Source organism: uncultured Campylobacter sp. (genome assembly GCF_938041645.1).
Classification (GTDB): Bacteria; Campylobacterota; Campylobacteria; order Campylobacterales; family Campylobacteraceae; genus Campylobacter_B.
This window is the reverse complement of the sequence record NZ_CALIST010000072.1, coordinates 1-23,561: the sequence shown is the minus strand read 5'-3', so window position 1 is coordinate 23,561 and position 23,561 is coordinate 1. Positions and strand designations below refer to the sequence as shown.

Here is a 23,561-nt window from a genome sequence, read left to right as displayed (position 1 = left end):
AATTTTAAAAATTTTATAAAAAAGGATTGTATTTGAACGGTTTTAAAACTTTACTATCGCGCTTTAAGCCCTATTTTAGGGATTATAAGCCGCAGTTTGCATTGGCGATTTTGGGTATGGTAATGACGAGCGTGGCGACTGCTGCGAGCGCGAAGCTGGTCGAGCCCGTTTTAAATAAAATTTTCGTCGAAAAAAACGAGCCGTATCTCTACACGCTTCCGATCGCGATCATCGTGGTTTTTGCGATGAAAAGCGGCGGTGCGTTTATGCAAAACTACTTCACCGCCTTCATCGGTCAAGACACGGTGCGCCGCTTCCGCGATAGGCTCGTCGCAAGCCTCGTGCGGCTGGACGTGGATTTTTTCAACCGCTTCCGCACGGGCGAACTCATCAGCCGCACGATCAACGACATCGAGCGTATCCGCGTTGTAGTTTCGAATATGATCCCCGATTTTTTCACGCAGATCATTACGATTTTGGGGCTTTTGGGCGTCGTGATCTATCAGAGCCCGAAGCTCTCGTTTTTCGCGCTCGTGGTCTTTCCATGCGCGATATATCCGCTCTCGCGCCTTGCGAAGCGGATGAAGAAAATTTCGCGCGAGTCTCAAGAGAAAACCTCCGATATCTCCTCGGCGCTCAGTCAAATTTACTCCAACATCGAAATCGTCAAGGCAAGTAACGCCGAGAACTTTGAGGTGGAGAAATTTAACGCCGAAAACAAGAAATTTTTCGGTCTAAATTTAAAGGCGGTCGTAACGACGTGTCTGGTAAGCCCGATCATGGAGATGCTAGGCGCAGTGGGCATCGCCGTGGTGATCATCGTCGGAGGACAGGAGGTCATCGCGGGCCAGATGAGCATCGGCAGCTTTTTCAGCTTCCTTACGGCGCTTTTTATGGTTTACACCCCGATAAAAAAGGTCTCCTCGCTATACAACAACATGCAAGACGCCATCGCAGCGAGCGAGCGGACGTTTGAGCTGATCGACTTGGAGCCTACGATAGTCGGAGGCGGCAAGCAGATGGGCGAGATCGGCTCGGTGAGCTTTTGCGACGTGTCGCTAAACTACGGCGACAAGGCGGCGCTAAAAGACATAAGCTTCAGCGTCAAAAAGGGCGAAATTTTAGCGCTCGTCGGAAACAGCGGCGGCGGCAAAAGCTCGGTCATGAACCTGCTGATGCGCTTTTACGACGCAAGCAGCGGTAAAATTTTATTCAACGGCAACGACGAAATCGGCGAGTTTAACATCCCTAGTCTGCGCGAAAACATCGGCCTCGTAAGCCAGCGCGTCTATATTTTCAACGATACAATCGCGCAAAACGTAAGCTATGGCGCGGAATTTAACGAGCAGCGCGTCATAGAAGCGCTCAAGCTCGCCAACGCCTATGAGTTCGTAAGCTCGATGAAGGATGGAATTTATACCGTGCTTAGCGAGTTCGGCGCAAACCTTAGCGGCGGGCAGCGCCAGCGTATCGCCATCGCGCGCGCGCTGTATAAAGACCCACAAATTTTAATATTCGACGAGGCGACTTCGGCGCTAGATAACGCAAGCGAAAAGGAGATCTCAAATGTCATCGAAAAGATCAAACAAAGCAAAATCGTCTTTGTAATCGCTCACCGCCTCTCCACGATCGAGCGCGCCGATAATATCGCCGTGATGAAAAACGGCCGCATCCTCGCTATCGGCACCGATGCGAAACTAACGTGCGAGTGCGAGGAGTATCGCAGCCTAAAGGGGATCATGCAAAACGGCTAGAGCTTTAAAATTTTGCCCCTTTTACGCCCCGGTTTTGCTCTATGAAATTTTAAAATTTTATCTTTGAAGCAAGTCGCATAAATTTATCCGCAAAGATTGAAATTTTACCTTTAAATTTAGCCGCGCGGATCGCCGCTTCGGCCGCAGGGCTTTTCAATAAAACTCGACTCTTTGGTGCGACGAGGCACGACTGCTAGAGTTTTAACGTTTGGATTAAAATTTTATCTCAAAATTTCAGCGCTTCGTTGCGGCTCGTCTCTAAATTTAAACGCTCGCGCCGTTTTAAAACCGCTGCGGTAAAATTTTATCGCACGCTGGGCTTTTCGGCGCTACCTGCACTTGATCTTAGGCATCTGCGGTAAAATTTTAGCTTTATTTTCCTTTATAAATTTTCGCATCTTTTTAAAATCCCTATCCGAATCGAAATTTTTCGCGTATTGTACAAGTATAAGTCCACAACTTTGCATATCTGCAACCATTAGATCGACTTCATATTTATTGAAATTAGGATCTCCGGGGGCGGGCGGATTGAGGAGTACTATTATAGCTTGCGTATGGTTGGTCTTTAAAATGCCGAAGGAGCGTCGATCCTCTTGTTTTTTTCCCGCATTGGCCTCTTCGATCGCTTGATATATCCCATACGCATACTCATCGATATTTTTTACGTCGTTGAAATATGATATAGATACGAGCTTACTCCAGCCAAATCCTTCCTCACCGTTTAAAAAATAATATGCCGCCGCAAGATTTTTATACTTTCTGGTAAAAGTTTCTCCATCTATCTTAATGCTATACGGTAACTCTATCGCGCTATACGCTTCCTTTACCTTGGGATCCTCCAATATATATACCTTGCCTCGAAACGCCGCGCATCCGCCAAATATCGCCACCAGTAAAAATGCGGTTAAAATTTTTAATCTCATACCCGCTCCTTCAAAATTTTTTCAAATATTTTGCCATAAAAACCGAGCTTTAATCAATAAAAGGCTACAATACGCCAAATTTTAATTCCAAGGGAAAGTCATTGTTTGAATCTATGCGCGCGGCACGCTCGCTAAGCCCCCTATTTCTGGGGATTTTCTTTATGTTTATCGGCGACGCGCTAGTTATCGCAAGCGCGGGCATCATGCTAAAAGAATCCGGCCACAGCGAGCTTGAGATCGGAGCGATTTCGGCGTTTTTCTTTTTAGGGGCGATCTTTAGCGGCTTTTTTGTGCCTTCGATAATTGGCGCACTCTCGTACGTGCGGGCATACGCAGTCTTTACGGCGCTTTTCGGAATTGCTGCAATGCTGCACGATCTAGGCTCAAACCTCGTATATTGGGCGATTTTGCGCTTTATTTTGGGCTTTTGCTACTACGCGCTTTTGATGATAATCGAAAGCTGGATAAACTCAAAGATCACAAACTCCATCCGCTCCCGCGTGCTCGCGATCTACGAAGCGGTTTTTTACGGCGCGTTTGCGATAGGAGTTATAATTTTGGCGCTAAATTTCGGAACGATGAAGGTTTTCGTGCTAAGCGCATTTTTCATCATCCTAGCGCTGCTGCCGGTAAATTTAATCCGCTTCAATCCTCCTAGAGTCCCCGCTCGCATGCGAATTTCGATGCCGCAAATCTCGATCGTGCCGCCGCTTGCGTTTGCGACGGTGGTTTGCGCGGGCATTTTGATTAACGGCTTTTTTTCGATGGCGAGCGTTTTCGTGCTAAGCGCAGGGCTTGGAGTGGGCTCGGTGGGCGCATTTATGGGATCTGCGATGGTTGGAGGCTTCCTATCGCAGCTTGTTTGCGGCGTAATCTCGGATAAATTCGGCCGCAAACGCGCCATAATGATAGTTTGCGCCATCGGCATCGCAGCTTGCGCAGCGCTGTTTTTTGCCAAGAGCTTCATCCTAACGTGCGCGCTCGCGCTGATGTTAGGATTCGGCGCCTTTCCTTTGTATTCGCTCGCCATCGCGCGCGCAAACGACTCCATCACCGGCGAAGGCGCCTCGCGCGTGCAAATTTCTGCGGCGATGCTCTTTATCTATTCGAGCGCGTCGCTCTGCTCGCCTTTGATAATCGGCGCGATGATGAAATTTTTGGGCGCAAACGGCTTTATCTGGGTATTTTTCGCAGCGATGAGCTTTTTATTCGTATTTGCTATCTTCCGCCCCGAGATCGCGCCGAAAAGATAGCTTTAAAATTTTAAATTTTTTCGTAGATCAAAAATTTATAATAAAACGCCGCGATTGCAAACATAAAGCCCATGCTGAAGGTGATTTGCAAAAGCGAAAATCCAAGCTCGAAAAAAAATCCGATCGCCGCCGAAACAAGCGTGGCGACGATGAAATACGCCATGTCATTGTAAGCTATGACGCGCCCGAAAAACTCCCTATCGACGTGGTTTTGCAGCTGCGTAAAAGAATACGACCACACCGTCGTGATGAAAAATCCCGCCGCGATCATCCCCGCAAACGAAAGCCAGTAGTTAAACTCCAGCACCGCCCACAACGCGATGCCCGCAAACTGCCCCAGCAATAGCCAAAAAAACGTATGTTTATTCACGATCTTGCTTAACCATATCTGCCCGAAAAATGCAGCTGCCGAGCGCGACATATTCATAAGCCCGATGACTAGCGAGGCGCTTAAAATCTCTTTGTATTTATACTTCGCAAGAAGCACGATGAGATTGTCGTAGGTGGTGACGGCGACAAAGGCGTGAAGGACGATGAGATGTACGACCAAAGGATGCGAGCGCAGGTAAGAAAAGCCCTCCTTTAGCATCTTAAACACGGGCTCACGCGCGTTTCTTGCGAGGTCTTTAAAATTTAGCCGTAGCAGGATGAAAAATGCAAAAACATATAAACAAAAATCCAAAATAAACGCCGCTCGCACGCTGAAATAGTGGATAAAAACGCCCGCACTCGCCATGCCGAAAGTATATGTGATCGTCCAGATAATGCCCGTCATCTCGTTGGCAAGCTTGAGATAAGGACGGCTTAGAAATTTCGGCAGCGTGGAGGATTCGGTCTGAAAAAACAGCGTGCCTGCGACGCTTCGCACGACCACGATCAGAAGCAGCAGCCACAGATAATCCAAACTATCGATAAAAATCAGCATGAAAATACTGATCATCTCGGTTATAAACATCGCCGTCATCAGGGGCTTTGGTTGAAATTTATCCACGATGATGCCGTTAATGGGCGCTAAAAAAACGTTCGGCACGAACGAAACGACGCCTACCGCCGTGATAGCCCATACCGGCGCGCCAAGCTCAATGAGCAGCGTAGCGACTCCAACGACCGAAAACCACAAGCCAAACATACATATAAAACCCGCCGAAAAGAGCAGGCGGTAGTTGCGTGAATGGCGAAGCAGCACGATATATCTGATCATAAAATTTTATCCCGTAAATTTAATATAAAAAATCTAGCGAAATTGTATCACGACGCGCCTTAAAAGCCAAAATAAGCTAAAAATGCTATAATTGTGAAATTTTAATTCAGGAGTGAAAATGGAAGGGTTCGTAACTACGGTAATAGTATTTTGCGTCCTCATCGCGGCAATTCTAAAGATGGGGGTCAAGATCGTCTCACAATCGGAAATTTTAATCATCGAGCGGCTGGGTCGCTTTCATAAGGTGCTTGACGGCGGCTTTCACATCATCGTGCCGTTTTTTGACGCGGTACGCGCGAAGATGAGCGTTCGCGAGCAGCTCGTAGACATCAGCAAGCAGCAGGTCATCACTAAAGATAACGTCAACATAAGCGTCGACGGTATCGTGTTTTTAAAAGTCATCGACGGCAAGATGGCGCTTTACAACGTCGAGGATTATCGCCGCGCGATTTCAAATTTAGCGATGACGACGCTACGTAGCGCGATCGGCGAGATGAGCCTAGACAGCACGCTTAGCTCGCGCGATCAGCTAAATTCCAAGCTACAAATCGCTCTGGGCGACGCCGCGGATAACTGGGGCGTAAAGATCATGCGCGTGGAGATCTCCGAAATTTCGGTACCGCACGGCATCGAAGAGGCGATGAATATGCAGATGAAAGCCGAGCGCGAAAAGCGCGCGATCGAGCTTAAAGCCGAGGCGGAAAAAGCAGCCCTCATCCGAAACGCCGAGGCGCTAAAGCAGGAGAAAGTCCTCGAGGCCGAGGCGATCGAGCGTATGGCGGATGCGAAAAAATATGAGCAGATCGCGCTCGCGCAAGGTCAAAAAGACGCGATGGACAATATAAATTTAGCGATGAGCGCTTCTAGCTTTGCGGCGGAATACCTGCTCGCGCAAGGTCGCGTAAACGCTTTCAGCGAGCTGTCCAAAAACCCGAGCAAGGATAAAATTTTGATCCCTTACGAAACGAGCGAGCTTATTGGCTCTCTTAGCGTGCTTAAAGAATTCCTCGGCAAAAACGGCGCGAAGGATGTTAAATGAACGCGCTGATTTTTATCATAATCGGCGTGATTTTGGCGATCGTCGAGCTTTTGGTGATGGATTTTACCTTTATATTTTTCAGCGCCGGATTTTTCATCACGGGGCTTTTGAGCTTCGGCTTTCATCTTGATTGGGACGTGCAGATTCTGCTTTCGTTCGTACTCTCTTTCGTGCTTCTGATCGCATTTAAAAAGCCGCTAAAATCACGCTTTTTCAAACCAGAAGAGAAGCATAAGGATAATTTTTTAGACGAAAGCGGCACCGGCACCGTCAAAAACGGCATGGTCTATTTCAAAGGTACGTTTTGGAAAAGCGATGAAATTTCAGATCTTAACGAGGGCGACCGAGTTGAAATTCTAGGCGTAAAAAACGGCCAAATCGTAGTTAAAAAAGATAGCAGTCGAAATTCTAGCGGCGCAGACGGCGTAAATTTAAATGACGGCGACGCAAATTTAGGTGACACGGCCAGCACGAGTGCCGACGATAAAAATTCCAACGCCGCCGCAAGTAAAGACGCGCGAAGCTCTGGCGCTAAAGAAGAAGCGTCCAAAGATCCGAAAGAGGCGTAGAGTGAGCGCTAAAAACACACCGAAAAAAACAATCAACAGCAAAGATGAAATTTTAAAATTTTTATCGTCGCAGAAAAAGAGGCTTTTTGCGGTGGGCGTTACCGAGCTAGGGCTTTTTGGCAGCTACGCCAAAGGTAGCGCCGACGCGTTTTCAGACATCGATATCGCGATCGAAACCGACGGGGCAAAAATGGTAAAAAATCTGGGAAACCCTTTTTCGGCGCTGGTTTTTTTAGACGATTTTAAAAAAAAGCTCTCCAGTAAATTTAATGCAAATGTCGATCTGTGCGATACTACCTCTTTAAGTCGCGAAGAAAAAACAAAGCTGCTGCAAGGAGCGATTTATGTTTGAAAGATCAAGCGTCGAGCGGTTAAAAAAAATATCTGATAAAATTTCATCCATCCTAAAAAAATGCGAGGGCGGCGTAGCGCAGGCGCTTGCCGACGAGGACGTTTTGCAGCCTGCGATAATGATGCAGTTCATCAATATCTACGCCCTGCTAAAAGGGCTGCAAGAAAGCAACGATTTGCAGGCTTTGGCGATCTTTAGCAAAGATGAAATAAGAGCTATCAACGCCACCAGGAATATCGCCTCGCACGAATACGAACGGCTAAATTTTGAGCTGATAGAGATAGCTATCAAAGACTATCTGCCGACGCTAAATCAAAAAATCACCAGCGCACTAAAGCCGTATCGCAAAGGCAAATCGGAAGGATAAATTTGAAAAGACTAAGTATAGATGAAGCCTTAAATTTAATAGAGCATGCCGATCTGAACGAGCTTGGGCGCGCGGCGTTTACGCGCAAGCGCGAGCTGCATCCGGATCGCGTCACGACTTTCATCATCGATCGAAACATAAACTACACCAACGCCTGCATGGTGGATTGCAAATTTTGCGCATTTTACCGCCACGCAAGCGACGCAGACGCCTACGTGCTAAGCTTTGAGCAGATTAGCGAAAAGATCGAGGAGCTCATCGCCGTGGGCGGCACGCAAATTTTATTTCAAGGCGGCGTCCATCCGAAGCTGAAAATCGAATGGTACGAGGATCTAGTGGAGTTCATCCACAAAAATTACCCTAGCATCACGATCCACGGCTTCTCGGCGATCGAGATCGATTATATCGCGCGCCTTAGCGGCATCAGCACGATTGAAGTGCTTCGCAGGCTGCAAGCCAAGGGACTCTACTCGATGCCGGGAGCCGGAGCCGAAATTTTAAGCGACCGCGTGCGAGAGCTAGTAGCGCCGCGCAAAAGCGACAGCGCCACATGGCTTAGAGTGCACGAGGAGGCACACGGCATCGGTATGAAAACGACCGCCACTATGATGTTCGGCACGCTGGAGAGCACGCGCGAGATCGTAGAGCACTGGGAAAAAATCCGCGAGCTGCAAGACCGCACGGGCGGCTTTCGAGCGTTCATTTTATGGAGTTTTCAAGGGCAAAATACCCGCCTTTTGCGCGAGCATCCGGAGATCAAAAAGCAAAGCCCGAACCGATACCTGCGCCTGCTCGCCGTCTCGCGGCTATTTCTGGATAATTTCAAAAACATCCAAAGCAGCTGGGTCACGCAGGGCAGCTACATCGGGCAGCTGGCGCTGAAATTCGGCGCGAACGATCTTGGAAGCACGATGATGGAAGAAAACGTCGTAAAGGCGGCGGGCGCGAGCTTTCGGATGAGCAAGGACGAGATGATAGCGCTGATCCGCGACGTGGACGAAATACCCGCCAAGCGCAACACTAACTACGATATTTTGGAGACGTACGCTTAGGTGCGGGCTTTTGCGCGTTTACGGCAGGAATTTATGCGCTTGCGGCTAGAATATAGCGGTAGAATTTTGTCTTAAAACAGATAGCGAATTTTTGCGATCGTGGAATTTTGCAACGAAATTTAAAATTTTGATATCGGTACGGGTTTAAATTTACTGGCGCGAGCGGAATTCGCGCGGTAAAATTTCATTCCGCTGCGGAATTTCGCCTTAAAATTTTGCGGACGCGAAATTTCACGCCGCGATATCAACGCGACGGAGACGGAGCGCAGAAAGCATTTTGTGAAGACGCTTACCGCGTTTGCGGCGACAAAACATATTGCGGTTTCGATACGCCGTAGAGCTGCGTGTTTAGTAGCAGTATGCTCCCCCCGTTTAGGCGCGGATATTTCGTTTTGTGCCGCAAATGCGCTGTGACAATTTCGCCTCGTAGCTAGAATACGTTGCGGCGGCGCGCTGCTTGGGGCGCTGGAATTTTACAAAACGTGCGGTGCAATTAAATTTTAAAATTTTAAGCAGGACGGGCAAAACTGCCCTAGCGCGAAATTTTAGAAGCGAGTTTGAACAAAATTTTGAAAACTCGTTTTAGCAAAATTTTAAAAGTGAGCTTGAGCGTATAAATTTCAAAAGCAATGCGCATGGCTGCGTCAAAATTTTAAAACCGTGCCCGAAAGAGCGATGAAATTTAAAAATTTTATAAAGGAAAACGATGGAAAAAAAAGAGATTTCACTTAAGACCAAAGGCGGCAAGAACGCTAAAATCGATTTTTTGTATCAGTTTGACGATTCGCTGCCGGTGGCGAGCTTCAAGCTAATTTTTAAAGCAAGCGGCGCGGTGAGCGAGAAGACCCTGGGCCTTGCGCGCATCTGCGCGGGCGTTTTGGGCGAGGGCTCAAAGACGCTGGGGGTGAGCGAATTTCACCGCAAGCTCGATATCCGCGCGGTCGAGATCAGCGCCGCGAGCAATTTTGAAACCTTCGGCATCCAGCTAAACTGCCTAAAAGAGCACTTTGATTTCGGTCTAGATATGCTGCGAGAGCTGCTTAGAGAGCCCAATCTAACGCCCTCGGTGCTGGAAAAGCTAAAAATGCAAACCATAGGCGAGATCGCCGTGCTAAAAAGCGAGTTTGATTACATCGCGACGTGCAACTTAAAAGCGCTTCTGTATCCGCGCACGAGGCTCGAGCGGCCGCTCATAGGCGACGAGGCGAGCATAGAGCGGATCACTATGAAGGACGTGCGGGAGTTTTTCGCCTCGCTGAGTTTAGAGAATTTATACGTCGTTTTATGCGGCGACGTGAGCGATAAAAATCCGAAAATCGTGGAAATTTTGAGCCTTTTTGCAAGCGGAGAAAAGCGCGAGCTGCCGTTTTTTACGCCGAGCGATGCGAAAAAAATAAAGATCCAAAAGGAGCAGACACAGCAGGCTTACATCTACTTCGGCGCGCCCTTTGCGCTGCCAAAGGAGCAGGAGTTCATCGCAAACACCGCGCTTTTCGTGCTCGGAAGCAGCGGTTTCGGCAGCAGGCTGATGGAGCGCATCCGCGTTAAGCACGGCCTTGCGTACTCAGTCTATGCGCGCGGCGATTTCGAGCTTAGTCGCCGCGAGTTTTGGGGCTATCTGCAGACCAAAAACGAAAATTTGCAAAACGCCGCCGCGCTCGTAAAAGAGGAGATCGCGAAGTTTATCGCTTCGGGCGTGAGCGAAGCGGAGCTAAAAAGCGCCAAAAAATTCCTGATCGGAAGCGCCGCGCTGCAAAAAGAGACGATGTTTAAGCGCGCGGCGATCGCGCAGAGCGAGTATTACAAGGGCTATGCATTCGGCGAGTTCGAGCGAAATTTAAAGCGCATCGAGACGCTAAAACTCGGGGCGCTCAACGATTTCATCAAGTCGCACGACGAGATCATGAACCTAAGCTTTTCCGTCATTTGCGACGAGGCCGCCGCGAAAAAGGGGCTTGAAATTTAGCCCGTCGCGGCACAGCGAGTGCATACCTGCGACCGGCTTAAAATTTGGGTAAATTTTAAAATTTGTAAAGCGGCGCAGACGGCGCTAAATTTTACTTTTTCGCTCCGCTTGCGGACGGCTTGCGTTTAAAATTTAAAACTATGGTCGCGCTAAAATTTGCGGGGCTTTGCAGAAGCGATTAAATTTACGAGCCTTACAAAAGCGGCTAAATTTAAAGGCGTCGTGCGCGGCTCGGTAAAATTTCAGCGCGCAAAATCGAAGTCCTGCCTCGCACGCCGTTTGTAAGTCGCGCCGTGAAATTTAAAAAGGCGCGCGTGGCGGCTGCCGTAATTGAATTTTTGCAGTTCGCAAATCGCGCCGTGAAATTTCAAGCGATCGCGCTCTGTTTAAAACCCGGTGCACGCCGCAAAAACACGGCTGCCAAACAAAACACGCGCAAACGAGTAAAATTTACAAGCAAAGCCGGAGAGCAAATTTGCCGCAATGGGCGAAATTCCGAGCAAATTTAAGCAAGCGTTCGATGCAGCGCATAGAATTTCGATCAAATTTCGGCGAGCGATTCCACTGCGGTGTATAGAATTTCGTAGCGCGAGGGCTTAACCGCCTATTAAAATTTAAAGGATGAAAATTGATTTTTGAAGCAAAAGACGCGGCGGCGGCGCAAAAGGCGGGCATTACGACGCTTTTGGATCTGGCGCTGCTTCTGCCCAAAAGCTTCGACGATCTAAGCGTGGGGGACGCGCCCTGCGCGGGCGAGAGCACGGCGGAGGTCGAGTGCCTCTTCCAGCACAGGCGCGGCTCGATGCTCATCGTCACGGCGCACTGCCTCAGCTGGGAGCGCGAGATCAAAATAGTGATCTTCAACGCCAAAAGCTGGCACTTCGGCGCCTTTAAGCGCGGCAAAAAATTTTTCATCCACGGCAAATGCGACGAGAGCTTCGGCTCGTGGCAGTTCGTAAACCCAAAAATCGTAAGCGAGCCGGGCAGGATCGCGCCCAAATACAAAGCCGCGCTGAGCGACGCCGCGGCGCAAAAGCTGATCAAAAAATATCTAAGCGCGGGCGCGCTTCTAGACTGCGGGCTGCGCGCGGACGAGGCGGCGGTACTGCTCGCGCTACACGAGAGCTCGCCGCGCAGCGTGCGAATGCTAGCCGCGCTAAATAGGCAGCTCAAAGAGGGCGGCGCGGAAAATTTCGGCGAGCGCGACGACGTTTCAAACAGCGGCAGAATTCCAAGCGGCAGTGAAATTTTAGGCGATGAAATTTCAAGCAGCGATAAAATTTTAAATGACGACGGAATTTTAGATAACGGCGAAATTCCGAGCTCGCAAAGCTCGGTCGCCGCTGAAATTTTAAACGGCAGATCGCAAAATGATGAGATTTTGGGCAACAAAATTTCAAACTATCCGCGAAGCGGCGGAGTTCTTGCCTGCGAGGCAAAGCGTGGTGCGGCGAATAAAATTTTAAGCGGAGAAATTCCAAAGAACACGAAGGCTTTGCCCCACCCAAGTCTCCGCGACGGCGAGATTGCGAGCGATGAAATTTTAGATGGCAATGAGCATCAGGCGCGCGGAGTAGAAATTTATAACGACGAAAATTTTAGCGCTCAAGGCGATGAGGATTTTCTTGCCGCAAACGGCGCCGAGGCGCACAGAGATGAAATTTCAAACGACCTCAAAGCCGATAATGAAGCGGCGGCGAGCGGCGATAAAATTTCAAACGACCTAGTATCCGGTACCCAAACAGCGACACGGCCGGCAGATGCTCAAGCTGCGACCGCACAACCCATGCTAGAGCATATCGCGACCGAGCAGTCCATAGCCGAGCAAGCCGCAATTGCAAAACAAAATTTAAGCACCCAAGACATAGATACGCAACCCGCCGCCGCCCAAACTTTGAACGCACAAGCTGCGGGCGCACAGCCTTCCTGCGATCAAACCAAAAATGTTCAGACGGTAGTAGCTGTGCAGACCGCAGAGCCTACGATCGCTCAGACTGCAAGCGCCGCCGAGGCTGTTCAGGACGCGCTCGCCGCACCGATGAGCGCTTCGCGCGATTGTTCCGCCCAACCTACGCATTATCAAACTGAAACTATCCAGACCGCAGCCGCCCAAGCTATAACCGCCATACCTACAATAGCTCAAATTGCAAGCGACGCTGGAACTGTCCATGCCGCCGAGGCTGTACAACAGGCTGCAGCCGTCGCATCTATGAGCGGAGCTGAAATTTTACGCACGCTGAAATTTGTCGAAATTCTAAACTACCTGCAAAAGCTAAGCGCGAAAAAAACGAGCTTCCCTGCGCAAATTTACCCGCTGCACGACATTTCAGACTGGCTTGCTTCACTTCCTTTTGAGCCTACGCGCGATCAGCTAGCCGCGATAAAGGACATTGCTAGCGATCTGCAAAGCCCTCTGGCGCGCCGCCGCGTCGTCATGGGCGACGTAGGCAGCGGCAAGACGCTCGTCATCCTCGCGAGCGCGGCGATGAACTACCCGCGCATCAGCTATCTGATGGCGCCTACAAGCATCTTGGCCGAGCAGATTTACGCCGAGGCGCGCCGCCTGCTGCCGCCGCAGATCAAAGTCCTGCTCGTAAAAAGCGGCGATCGCGAGCCAAATTTCGCAGACGCGCACCTTATCATCGGCACTCACGCCCTGCTCTACCACGAGCTCGCGCCGTCAAATCTCATAATGGTCGATGAGCAGCACCGCTTCGGCTCCAACCAACGCGAAAAGATCGCGCGCCTCACGGGGAGCGGCGAGTTTCGAGCGCATTTCATTCAGTTTAGCGCCACACCGATACCGCGTACGCTAAGCATGATCCAGTCCGAGCTCGTGAGCTTTAGCTTTTTAAAACAGCTGCCGTTTGAAAAACAGATCAAAACTATAATCCTGCAAAACGACGGATTTGCGGGCTTTATGCAGGATCTGCGCTGCGAGCTCGCCGCGGGCAATCAAGCGATCATCGTCTATCCGCTCGTGCAGCAAAGCGAAAGCTCGGTCTATCAAAGCCTCGAAGAGGCGGCGCCGTTTTGGAAGGCTCAGTTTGCGGACGTGATGATCACTCACGGCAGCGACAAGGACAAGGAGGAGATCCTGCGCCGCTTTCGCGACGAGGGGCGACTGCTGATAACCACGACGATCGTCGAAGTGGGCATCTCGCTGCCGCGGCTTAGCGTCATTTTAATCGTGGGCGCCGAGCGGATGGGGCTTGCGTCGCTTCATCAGCTGCGCGGACGCGTAGGACGCAAAGGCCAGGCGGGGCGCTGCTACCTCTACACCAAGCTCAAATCTCCGCCGCAGCGCCTGCGCGAGTTCGCAGCGACGCTGGATGGATTTAAGGTCGCAAATATCGATCTGAAAAACCGCCAAGGGGGCGATCTGCTGGGCGGCTCGGTGCAGCACGGCGCGATGTTTGCGTGGTATGATTACGAAGAGGACGTGACGGCGGCGGCAAAGCAGCGACTGAAAGACATAGGACGAGGCGCGTGAAATTCTACGAGGCGCGATAGAATTTAAACGTAATTTTAGCCGCGGCAAAATTTTATGAAGCGAATGCGATTATGAGGGAATGAGCGATCTGATATAAAATTTGAAATTTCACGGCGCAGATTGTATCGGATAAAATTTAGAGCTTTACCAAGCGTCGTTTGCTTTTAATTTCTAAAATTTATGCAACTTAAAGTCCAAAAAAAGGAGAGCAAAATGGCTTACGTGACCTATGACAAGGCAAAATGGCACTGGGGCGCGAAAAACGCGCCGACAGATATCCCGCAGGAAAACGGCGCGACGCACATCGCGTTTTTCTTCCGCTGGTGCATGGAGCGCAAGCTCTACTCCAAGGACTTCGCGGCGGATTTCGCGGACGATATAGCGCGGATGGACGATAGCTTTGATTATCGCGGGTATTTCTTTGGCGCCATGGACGGCGTGCTGAGCAGCGAGGAGCTAAACACCGCGGGCAAGGCCTTTGCGAAGGCCTACTACACCACGGACCGCACGAAATTTGCCAAAACGCACGGCTGGTATTTGCAAGATTATGACGATTTCGTCGCGCGCAAATTCGGCGATAAAAACTTCGACAACGCCTATTTTTACATAGAAAATTCGCCGCAAAATTACGCCGAGATCAAAGAGATCATCGACCGCCGCTACGAGGAATTCTTGAGCTTCAAGGCGGCGAAGTAGAAATTTTACCGCCGAGCTTAGCCGGTTAAAAATACACGCCTAAGCCGAAATGGCGCGCGACCTGCGCCGCGGTAAAATTTAAAATTTTACGCAATGCGTTAAATTTTGCGCAGCGCGTAAATTTCGGTGGCGCTTTAATTTTACATAGCATGCCACGAGCTGGCGCGACACATCGCAAATTAAATTTAAAATCAAACCGCTTCGCAGTGCGGGATACATTAAACCTAGCGGCGCGCTGTTTTTATAAGCCTGGCGCTGTATTTGCAAGCTCTCAGAATGTAATATTAGCAGCCGTTACGCCGATCGTCGCGCCGTAAATTTTATAAACGCCGATCGTTTAAAATAATTCTCAAAGATCGCGCAATCCGCATTTTAAGAATAAATTTGAAATTTTAAAATCATCGCGGCGCGCGATGTAAATAAGCAGAACCGATACAAAACCGCGAGCGGCAGGGCTTAAAATTTAGGAAAATTTAACTATAATCGCCGCAAAAATTTGAAAATTTTAAAATTTCGCAAAGGATTTTATAGATGATCAAGGCACTTCGCGGTATGAACGATATTTCAGGCGAGCAGGCGCGCATCTACTCGCAAATTTTAAACGTGTGCGAGCGCGTGGCGCGCAATTACGGCTTTTGTCTCATCGAAACGCCCAAGCTCGAACAGACCACGCTATTTCGCCGCAGTGTCGGCGAGAGCAGCGACATCGTCGGCAAAGAGATGTATGAGTTTAGCGACAAAAGCGGCGATAGCGTCTGCCTGCGCCCAGAAGGTACCGCGGGCGTCGTGCGCGCCTTTATCGAAAAAAAACTAGACCGCAGCGGCGGCGTGCATAAATTTTATTATCAAGGCTCGATGTTTCGCTACGAGCGTCCGCAAAAGGGGCGTCTGCGCGAGTTTCATCAATTCGGCGTCGAGTGCTTCGGCGAAAATAGCGTTTATGAGGACGCGAGCGTAATCTTGATGCTAGCTCAAATTTTACGCGAGCTAAATGTCGCCGCAACGCTTAAAATCAACTCTTTAGGCGATGAGGAGTGCATGCCCGCGTATAAAACCAAGCTCGTAAATTTCTTGCAAGAGCGCAAAGATAGGCTCTGCGAGGATTGCCAAAGGCGTATCGACACCAATCCGATCCGCGTGCTGGACTGTAAAAACGAAAACTGCCAGAAAATTTTAGCCGCCGCGCCACTTATAACTGAAAATTTAAACGACGCCTGCGACGCGGAATTTGCACAGCTGCAAAGAATTTTAACTCAAAACGGACAAAAATTTCAGATCGATGCGAAACTCGTTCGCGGGCTTGATTACTACTGCAAAACCGCCTTTGAGTTCGTCTCAAGCGAGCTTGGCGCACAAAGCGCCGTAGGCGGCGGCGGGCGCTACGACAGACTCGTGGAGTTTTTAGGCGGCAGAAAGACGGCGGGCGTGGGCTTTGCGCTAGGCATAGAGCGAATAGCCGAAATTTTAAAAACGCGCGAAAGCTTACAAGCGCGCGAGGGGATTTATATCGGCGCGCTAGACGAGGCGTTCGTAAGCACGGCGTTTTCATTTGCGCTAAAGCTGCGAAAGTTTTGTAAAACTCAAATTTCATACGAGCCCAAGGCGCTTGCGAAGCATTTAAAGGCAGCCGACGGGGCGGAGGCGAAATTTTGCCTTTGCATCGGGCAGGACGAGTTTGACCGAGCCGAGGTGTGGTGCAAAAATTTAGAGGATCAAAGCAGCTTTGCGATTAAATTTAAAGAGGTCGAAGCATTTTTTAAGGATAGAGCATGAGCGATTACGGACTAAATATTTGGGGGAATTCCAACTTCACGATAGACGGCGGCAAGCTATGCCTAAACTCCGATTTCAAGCAGCCTTTGGTGGATATCATAAAAGAGATCCGCGCAGACGGCGTGCGAGGCCCGATACTGCTGCGCTTCCCGCACCTCATCAAAAAGCAGATCGTCGAAATTTACTCAAATTTTAACCGCGCTATTAAGGAGTTTGATTACAAGGGAAAATTCCACGCCGTCTATCCGCTTAAAGTAAATCAATTCCCGGGCTTCGTTAAAAATTTAGTCGATATCGGCGAGCCTTACGGATACGGACTCGAAGCCGGCAGCAAGCCCGAACTGCTGCTAGCGATGGCGTATAACAAATACGGCGCGCCGATTACCGTAAACGGTTTTAAAGATAAGGAGCTCATCAATATCGGCTTTATCGCCGCAGAGATGGGGCATAACGTGACGCTTACGATCGAGGGGCTAAATGAGCTTGAAACTATCATCGAAACGGCTAAGGAGCGGTTTGCGCCAAAGCCTTTCATCGGGCTACGCATCAGGCTGCATAACTCCGGAAGCGGGCTGTGGGCGAAAAGCGGCGGGATAAATTCCAAATTCGGCCTTACCTCAACCGAGCTTATAGAGGCGATAAGCTTACTCAAGAAAAACGACCTCATCGAGCAGTTTACGATGATTCATTTTCATATCGGCTCGCAAATTACAGAGATCCATCCGCTCAAAAAGGCTCTCATCGAGGCGGGCAATATCTATACCGAGCTTCGTAAAATGGGTGCGAAAAATTTAAAATCCATAAATTTAGGCGGAGGTCTTGCTATCGAATACTCCCAAGCCAAAGAAAGCTCCAGCCGCAACTATACGCTAAAAGAATACGCCAACGACGTGGTTTTTTTGCTAAAATCGATCGCAGAGGATAAAAAAGAGGCCGAGCCTGATATTTTTATCGAGAGCGGAAGATACGTAGCCGCCAGCCACGCGGTGCTCGTGGCGCCGATTTTGGAGCTTTTTACCCAAGAATACGCCGAAGAGAAGCTCGCCCTAAAAAAGGATAATCCGCCGGTAGTCGCCGAGCTATACGATCTGTATAAAACTCTAAAACCCTCCAACGCGCTAGAGTATCTGCACGACGCCATGTCGCACATGGAGAGTGTGCTTACCCTTTTTGATCTGGGATATGTCGATCTGATCGACCGCTCAAATGGCGAAATTTTAGTTCATCTAATAATGCGAAAGGCGTATGGAATTTTGGGCAACAAGCAAGAGTATAGCAATTTCTTAAACTCACTAGGCAACGCTCAAGAGCGCTATTTAGTAAATTTCTCGATCTTTCAAAGCTTGCCCGATTTTTGGGGCATCAAGCAGCACTTCCCAATCATGCCGTTAGAGAGGCTGGATGAGCGCGCCACGCTATCGGCGTCGATCTGGGATATCACCTGCGATAGCGACGGCGAGATAGAATTCGACAATCAAAAAAATCCGCTATTTTTGCACGATTTCGATCCTGAAAAAGAGGAGTATTTTTTGGGCTTTTTCCTTGTCGGAGCCTATCAGGAGGTGCTTGGCATGAGCCACAACCTCTTTGCACACCCAACAGAGGCGACCGTGATTTTAAAGGATGACGGCGGCTTTGAGATCAAGGATTTTATCGAATCTCAATCGGTCATCGACATCTTGGAGGATATGGACTACGACGTAGTAGATATCCGCGAAAGCCTAAACGAGCGCGTCGAAAAATCAAATCTTATCGGAGATAAAGAGAAAAAGCATATCCTGGGCGAGCTATATCTGTTTTTAAACGACAATAGCTACTTAAAGACGATCAAATGAGTTTTTGGCAAATTTTAAAACAGGACTTCACCGAGCCCTTGCGTCAAGATCCCGCATGCAATAGCGTATTTGAGATATTTTTCTGCTATCCAGGCGTCTGGGCGCTAATAAATTACCGCTTCGCGCATTTTTTCTACGAGCGAGGTTTTAAGCTCATAGCTCGCGCGATTAGCGGACTTAGCCGCATAATCACCGCCGTAGATATCAACCCGGGCGCACAGATCGGTAGAGGAGTGTTTTTCGACCACGCCACGGGGCTTGTCATTGGAGAAACGGCGATCATCGGCGATAACTGTCTGATCTATCAGGGCGTCACTCTCGGCGGCGTGAGCTTAGAGCACGGAAAGCGCCATCCGACGCTGCAAAACGGCGTCGTAGTTGGTGCAGGAGCCAAAGTATTAGGCAACATCACCATCGGCGAAAATTCCAAAATCGGTGCAAATTCCGTCGTCGTAAAAGACGTCGCGCCAAACTGCACCGCCGTAGGCGTGCCGGCTAGAATTTTAGGAAGCTGCGAGAGCGATCCTTTGGCGCATAATAAAATTCCCGATATCAGCCAGGAGCTTATCAAATATCTCATCAAGCGTATCGAAATTTTGGAAGAGTGCATCTGCAGCGGTAGAAAAGATATCTCCGCAATGGATGAGGATCTAAATAAATTCTACAAAGAGTATCTGAAATCATTAAAATAAGAGGGTTAAAGTGAAAAAAGCTCTATTTTTTACAATTTTTGCTATTTTGTCGGCAAGCGGCAGCGATGCTAATAGCGCGAAAAATTCCGCGGACGACGCCAGAATAAGCCTAGTAAAAAGTCTATACATCAAGGACACCTATTTTGGCGATCACAAAAATGCCCTATCAGCTTCTTTCAGATCCGTGCTTATGCAAGATGAAGCATCTGCTGGCGAAGGTGAGGTGGGCTGTTTGGACTACGATCCGGTAATCGGCGGTCAAGATGTCTGCGACGACGCGAAATATGATTTTGAGCTAGGGCAGCGCGATACCGTCGTAGTAACTCAAACCTGCCCCTACGGCGCGCAGACGATAATCTACAAACTCGTCCGTAGCGGAGGAGATTATAAAATCGACGATATCTACGACCAAGACCCAAGTAGCGGCAGGGCTTTTAGCGTCAAAAATCAAATTTTAAATTGTCTAAACCAATCCAAGGAGCATCAATGAAATTAACACTTTCAAGTCGCGTAAGCAAGCTCGGCGAAAGCCTAACAATCGCAATCAGCACCAAAGCCAAACAGATGAAAGCTCAGGGGCAAGATGTCGTAATCCTAAGCGCAGGCGAGCCTGATTTCGATACTGCAGAGGTCGCCAAAAGGGCTGTCATAGAAGCTATGGCCAAGGGCTGCGGAAAATATACGCCGGTTGCCGGAACGCCTGAAATTTTAAATTTAATCGCGCAGAAGCTAAAGCGCGACAACGACCTAGATTACAGGCCTGATCAGATCATCACCAACGTAGGCGCCAAGCACTCGTTATTTAACGCCTTTAACTGCATCTTAAACGAAGGCGATGAGGTTATAATATCGGCGCCTTATTGGGTCACCTATCCCGAAATCGTAAAATTTTGCGGCAGCAAGCCCGTCATCGTAGCCACCAAGGCGGAAAACCGATACAAAATCACCGCCTCACAACTCAAAGCCGCGATCACGCCGCGCACGAAGGCGCTGTGCCTTTTCAACCCGAGTAACCCCGCAGGCGCCGTATATTCGCGCCAGGAGCTGCAAGAGCTTGCGGATGTGTTAAAAGGCACTAAAATTTTGGTAATTGCCGATGAAATTTACGAAAAAATCGTCTTCGGCAAGAGCTTCATAGCCGCAGCAAGCATCAGCGAGGATATGTTTAGGCGCACCGTGACGATCAACGGGCTAAGCAAATGTGGCGCGATGCCCGGCTGGCGCTTCGGCTACACCGCCTGTGCGATCGATGAACTAAATAAGGCGATGATAAACTTACAAAGTCAAAGCGTCAGCAACGTAGCAAGCATCGTCCAGGCAGGCGCTATGCCGGTACTGCGCGGCGAGGCGGACGATTTTATCGAGGAGATGAGGCGCGAATACGAGCGCAGGCGCGATTTTGGTACGGACGCGATAGGCGCGATTCCTGGGCTTAGTGTCGTAAAACCAGATGGCGCATTTTATTTCTTCATAGATTGCTCCCAGGTAGAACCCGATAGTATGAAATTCTGCATGCAACTGCTAGATAAAGGGCTCGTAGCCACGGTGCCAGGAAGCGGATTTGGCATGGATGGGCACTTCCGCGTAAGCTTTGCATGCTCTATGGAAAATCTAAAACGCGGATTTGAGCGCATAAAAAAATTCGTAAAAAATTACCACAGATAGGCATGCCAGCGAAATTTTAATCTAAATTTTAACGCAGCTCGCCGCAGTAATGGATTTTGAGACAAATTTGACTCGACGATACGGCGAATTTTGTGCAAATTTTGCGCGGCGCGACGACGAAATTTTGACCGTAAATTTAGTGCGCACGACAGCAAAATTTAAAACAAATCTAGTGCGGTGCAACTCGGCGGCAAAATTTAATGTAGATCCTGTCGGGCGTAGTACGGCGCGGCGGTAGAATTTTAACGTAATCCCGCGCGGCGCGGCAGCAGAGCTTAATGCTGATCTGACGCGATGCGGCTCCGCACGATACGGCTTAGCGACGGAATTTATACGACCGCCAGGCGCGGTTAAATTTCGCGCCGTTTTAATTTAAGAGCATTTAAAATTTCATACCGTTTTATTTAGGGGCGTTAGAATTTCATATCGCCGCATTACGGCGCCTGTAGCGCGAAATTTTATCTCGGCGGCGACAATTCTAGCGCGTATACGGTCCTGCGCGGCGCGCAAGCAGATCCGACCGCCAAAGCTTAAATCCGCTTAAATTTTAAATTTCAAGCCCGCTCGGGTTAAATTTCAAACCTAGAGCCCGTTTAAGGCGCGTACAGGGCGAGCATAAATACGCGCGCCGTCCAAACGGCGCATGGACGAGACGATCCGCCTCGCCCTATCGCGCCGGCGAACCTAGATAAATTTCAAATGCGGCGGCGATATCCTGCTGCGATGCACCGCGACATGCTTTTGCAAATCTCGCGCTGAAATACCGATTTGCGCTTGTATTTCGGCGGCATGCCGCGACACGTTTTTGCGAACGGCTCGTTTGTGGCGGAGCAGCAGGGGCGGCACGTATCAAATATACCGCGGTCGCGCACGAGCGAAATGCACGCCTAAATTTTACCCGTTCGCTTCTCACAAGCACTTGCATGCGCTCCGCATTTATACGCGGCGCGACGCCGCATCCGCGACGCAAAAATGCAGCGATGCAAAATACAACAGCGCAGGAAGCGGCCGAGCGGTGCACGAAACGAGCCGTGAAAGGCGCCCTTTAGATTTGCGCTCTCGCAAGCCTTCAAAAATCGGCTTTTTTAAAATCTCCCCTACGCGCAGATCGCAAAAATCAGCTTTTAAAATTTTTTCGCCCGCTCAAATTTTAAAATCGGCTCTTTAAAATTTCCCTCTGTGCGAGCTCTCGGAATTTCTCCTTTTTTTGAAATTTTAACGCACATTTAACTAAAAAATTCAATAATTTCAAATGTATATTTTACTTTTTAAAGGAGAACATATGAGAAAAACCGCCCTTGTTTTAGCGCTTCCGCTATTTTTTACGCCCGTTTTAGGTTTTGATGTAGCCAAACTCAACGCCAAAAAAGCCGTGCCGTACGAGCAAAAGACGCAGGAGTTTAGGCTGCCCGTAGGCATCGACGAAAACGGCGTCATAGACGAGGCAAAGCTCGACGACTCGCCTTATGCAAAGACCGTCATCTACGGCGCGAAACTCATCAACGAGACGACGAGGTATCTCGGACCGCAGGCAAAGGACGAAAAAATGCGCTTTGCGGGCAACAACCTCTCCTGTTCGAGCTGTCATACGAGCGGCGGCGTCGTGCCCGATCAAAGCCCGTTCGTGGGTATCTACGCGAGATTTCCGCAGTATGTCGCGAGATCGGATCAGCTAGTCACGCTGCAAGACCGCATAAACGGCTGTTTTCAGCGCTCGATGGCGGGCAAAGCGATCCCTACGAACTCCAAAGAGATGCGCGCGATGATCGCCTACATGCACTGGCTCTCCGCAGGATATGAGGTCGGCGCAAAGCTAAAAGGTCAGGGGCTGCCGAAAGCGCAGTTTTTAGACCGCGCGGCGGATCCTAAAAAAGGTGGCGAAATTTACGCCGCAAAATGCGCCGCCTGCCACGGCGAAAACGGCGAAGGGATAAAAAACGAGGGGTTTGCTCAAAGCGGCGATTACTACACATTCCCCGCGCTTTGGGGCGATGACAGCTACAATACGGGCGCCGGTATGTATAGGCTCATCGAAGGAACGAGGTATGTCAAAGCCACTATGCCTAAAGGAGACGCCTCGCTAAGCTGGGAGGAAGCTTTCGACGTGACGGCGTATATAAACTCAAAGCCGCGCAAGATCAAACCCGATAGAGAGAAAGATTTCCCCGACCTAGACGTCAAGCAGATGGATATGGACGTGGGGCCTTACAACGACGGATTTGACGAGAACGATCACCGCTTCGGCCCATACAAACGCATGATCAAAAAATAAAATCAAACGCCGTCCTTGCGGCGGCGGAATTCTGACGTAAATTTAATGCGGCTCGGAATTTAACGCAAATTTAGTGCGACGCGGCACAGAATTTAATACAAATAGCGTGATGCGGCACAGATCTTAAAGCATTCTGCTCGGCACAGCGCGGAACGGCTCGGGATTTAATGCGGTTGCGGCAGTTAGCACGATTAAATTTCGTGTCGCTTTAATTTAAGGGTATTTAAATTTCAAGCTGCCGTATTCAGGAGCGCTTAAATTTTATGTCGTTTTATTCAAATGCGGCTAATTTTGCGCTGTTATGTTACGATGCCTGCTGCGCCGCGCACTGCTCGCGATTTTAAATTTCGCTTCGGAATTTTAAAGCTCATCGCGCGGCGCATCTAGATTTCGTCGCAAAAGCTCTGGCATAAACGCCGCCAGCGGCAGAAATTTTATCGCAGAATTTTTAAAATTCCGCGTCGATGTTTTCAAAACCTGCGCTGCCTGCCTCTTGATACAGCCACGCTAAAAATTTAACCAAATACGACGAACAAGGCGAGTGTAACGAACACAGCCGACGCCGCAAAGCAGAATATGTCGAACCAAAAAGCGCACGGCGCAGATCGCAAGCGCGATAAATTTTAAAATTTTACCGTGTCCGAGGCCTTAGCGCAAAC

18 protein-coding genes are annotated in these 23,561 nt (G+C 49.4%); 16 read left to right on the top strand and 2 right to left on the bottom strand.

All coding sequences use genetic code 11. The features are described from left to right. Positions 1–32: 32 nt before the first annotated feature. Positions 33–1,754: an ABC transporter ATP-binding protein gene (locus Q0600_RS10170; RefSeq protein WP_298759960.1), complete on the top strand. Its 1,722-nt coding sequence runs from the start codon at positions 33–35 to the stop codon at positions 1,752–1,754. Between the two features lie 329 nt (positions 1,755–2,083). Here Q0600_RS10170 and Q0600_RS10165 read toward each other — a convergent pair whose 3' ends face one another. Beyond that, on the bottom strand, positions 2,084–2,677 hold the full coding sequence (locus Q0600_RS10165; RefSeq protein WP_298759956.1) for a hypothetical protein: 594 nt from the start codon (positions 2,675–2,677) through the stop codon (positions 2,084–2,086). A gap of 101 nt (positions 2,678–2,778) precedes the next feature. Between Q0600_RS10165 and Q0600_RS10160 the strand changes: the two genes are divergently transcribed. Further along, a complete protein-coding gene (locus Q0600_RS10160) occupies positions 2,779–3,930 on the top strand; it encodes an MFS transporter (protein WP_298759954.1) in 1,152 nt (383 codons plus the stop codon). A gap of 10 nt (positions 3,931–3,940) precedes the next feature. Here the strand turns inward: Q0600_RS10160 and Q0600_RS10155 are convergent, their stop codons facing one another. Further along, positions 3,941–5,131 carry an MFS transporter gene (locus Q0600_RS10155; protein ID WP_298759951.1) on the bottom strand — a complete coding sequence of 397 codons (1,191 nt, stop codon included), beginning with the start codon at positions 5,129–5,131 and terminating at the stop codon, positions 3,941–3,943. 118 nt (positions 5,132–5,249) lie between these two features. On the opposite strand from Q0600_RS10155, the gene Q0600_RS10150 reads away from it, so the two are divergent. The 14 genes from Q0600_RS10150 to Q0600_RS10085 all read left to right on the top strand — a co-directional run bounded on the left by Q0600_RS10150 (position 5,250) and on the right by Q0600_RS10085 (position 22,902). Beyond that, complete coding sequence (locus Q0600_RS10150; RefSeq protein ID WP_298759948.1) at positions 5,250–6,170, top strand: stomatin-like protein; 921 nt, start codon at positions 5,250–5,252, stop codon at positions 6,168–6,170. Continuing rightward, the gene (locus Q0600_RS10145) at positions 6,167–6,739 is read left to right on the top strand and encodes an NfeD family protein (RefSeq protein WP_298759945.1); all 573 of its coding nucleotides are present in this window, start codon (positions 6,167–6,169) and stop codon (positions 6,737–6,739) included. The genes Q0600_RS10150 and Q0600_RS10145 overlap by 4 nt, the downstream gene beginning before the upstream one ends. 1 nt (position 6,740) lies before the next feature. After that, positions 6,741–7,091 carry a nucleotidyltransferase domain-containing protein gene (locus Q0600_RS10140; RefSeq protein ID WP_298759942.1) on the top strand — a complete coding sequence of 117 codons (351 nt, stop codon included), beginning with the start codon at positions 6,741–6,743 and terminating at the stop codon, positions 7,089–7,091. Beyond that, entirely contained in the window at positions 7,084–7,458 is a 375-nt protein-coding gene (locus tag Q0600_RS10135; protein WP_298759939.1) for a HepT-like ribonuclease domain-containing protein, read from the top strand. Before Q0600_RS10140 ends, Q0600_RS10135 begins: the two co-directional genes overlap by 8 nt. 2 nt (positions 7,459–7,460) lie before the next feature. Further along, the gene (locus Q0600_RS10130) at positions 7,461–8,510 is read left to right on the top strand and encodes a dehypoxanthine futalosine cyclase (protein ID WP_298759936.1); all 1,050 of its coding nucleotides are present in this window, start codon (positions 7,461–7,463) and stop codon (positions 8,508–8,510) included. A gap of 706 nt (positions 8,511–9,216) precedes the next feature. Then, positions 9,217–10,476: a pitrilysin family protein gene (locus tag Q0600_RS10125; protein ID WP_298759934.1), complete on the top strand. Its 1,260-nt coding sequence runs from the start codon at positions 9,217–9,219 to the stop codon at positions 10,474–10,476. Positions 10,477–12,685: 2,209 nt separating this feature from the next. Beyond that, complete coding sequence (recG, locus tag Q0600_RS10120; protein WP_298759963.1) at positions 12,686–13,969, top strand: ATP-dependent DNA helicase RecG; 1,284 nt, start codon at positions 12,686–12,688, stop codon at positions 13,967–13,969. Positions 13,970–14,182: 213 nt separating this feature from the next. Further along, positions 14,183–14,665 carry a hypothetical protein gene (locus tag Q0600_RS10115; protein ID WP_298759932.1) on the top strand — a complete coding sequence of 161 codons (483 nt, stop codon included), beginning with the start codon at positions 14,183–14,185 and terminating at the stop codon, positions 14,663–14,665. 531 nt (positions 14,666–15,196) lie between these two features. Then, entirely contained in the window at positions 15,197–16,438 is a 1,242-nt protein-coding gene (gene hisS, locus Q0600_RS10110; protein WP_298759929.1) for a histidine--tRNA ligase, read from the top strand. Next, positions 16,435–18,273, top strand: a complete 1,839-nt coding sequence (gene speA, locus Q0600_RS10105) for a biosynthetic arginine decarboxylase (protein WP_298759926.1) — start codon at positions 16,435–16,437, stop codon at positions 18,271–18,273. The genes hisS and speA overlap by 4 nt, the downstream gene beginning before the upstream one ends. Continuing rightward, positions 18,270–18,965 (top strand): serine O-acetyltransferase, encoded by a 696-nt coding sequence (cysE, locus tag Q0600_RS10100; protein WP_298759924.1) that lies wholly within the window; start codon positions 18,270–18,272, stop codon positions 18,963–18,965. Before speA ends, cysE begins: the two co-directional genes overlap by 4 nt. 10 nt (positions 18,966–18,975) lie before the next feature. Continuing rightward, on the top strand, positions 18,976–19,455 hold the full coding sequence (locus Q0600_RS10095; RefSeq protein WP_297923615.1) for a hypothetical protein: 480 nt from the start codon (positions 18,976–18,978) through the stop codon (positions 19,453–19,455). Further along, positions 19,452–20,630, top strand: coding sequence for a pyridoxal phosphate-dependent aminotransferase (locus tag Q0600_RS10090; protein ID WP_298759922.1), 1,179 nt, complete (start codon positions 19,452–19,454; stop codon positions 20,628–20,630). The genes Q0600_RS10095 and Q0600_RS10090 overlap by 4 nt, the downstream gene beginning before the upstream one ends. Before the next feature lie 1,282 nt (positions 20,631–21,912). Next, the gene (locus tag Q0600_RS10085) at positions 21,913–22,902 is read left to right on the top strand and encodes a c-type cytochrome (protein ID WP_298759920.1); all 990 of its coding nucleotides are present in this window, start codon (positions 21,913–21,915) and stop codon (positions 22,900–22,902) included. Positions 22,903–23,561 lie beyond the last annotated feature (659 nt).

Coding starts and splice junctions, on each gene's coding strand:
- Q0600_RS10165 (WP_298759956.1), bottom strand. CDS start 2,677: ATGAGATTAAAAATTTTAACCGCATTTTTACTGGTGGCGATATTTGGC.
- Q0600_RS10155 (WP_298759951.1), bottom strand. CDS start 5,131: ATGATCAGATATATCGTGCTGCTTCGCCATTCACGCAACTACCGCCTG.
- Q0600_RS10150 (WP_298759948.1), top strand. CDS start 5,250: ATGGAAGGGTTCGTAACTACGGTAATAGTATTTTGCGTCCTCATCGCG.
- Q0600_RS10145 (WP_298759945.1), top strand. CDS start 6,167: ATGAACGCGCTGATTTTTATCATAATCGGCGTGATTTTGGCGATCGTC.
- Q0600_RS10135 (WP_298759939.1), top strand. CDS start 7,084: ATGTTTGAAAGATCAAGCGTCGAGCGGTTAAAAAAAATATCTGATAAA.
- Q0600_RS10125 (WP_298759934.1), top strand. CDS start 9,217: ATGGAAAAAAAAGAGATTTCACTTAAGACCAAAGGCGGCAAGAACGCT.
- recG (WP_298759963.1), top strand. CDS start 12,686: ATGAGCGGAGCTGAAATTTTACGCACGCTGAAATTTGTCGAAATTCTA.
- Q0600_RS10115 (WP_298759932.1), top strand. CDS start 14,183: ATGGCTTACGTGACCTATGACAAGGCAAAATGGCACTGGGGCGCGAAA.
- hisS (WP_298759929.1), top strand. CDS start 15,197: ATGATCAAGGCACTTCGCGGTATGAACGATATTTCAGGCGAGCAGGCG.
- speA (WP_298759926.1), top strand. CDS start 16,435: ATGAGCGATTACGGACTAAATATTTGGGGGAATTCCAACTTCACGATA.
- cysE (WP_298759924.1), top strand. CDS start 18,270: ATGAGTTTTTGGCAAATTTTAAAACAGGACTTCACCGAGCCCTTGCGT.
- Q0600_RS10090 (WP_298759922.1), top strand. CDS start 19,452: ATGAAATTAACACTTTCAAGTCGCGTAAGCAAGCTCGGCGAAAGCCTA.
- Q0600_RS10085 (WP_298759920.1), top strand. CDS start 21,913: ATGAGAAAAACCGCCCTTGTTTTAGCGCTTCCGCTATTTTTTACGCCC.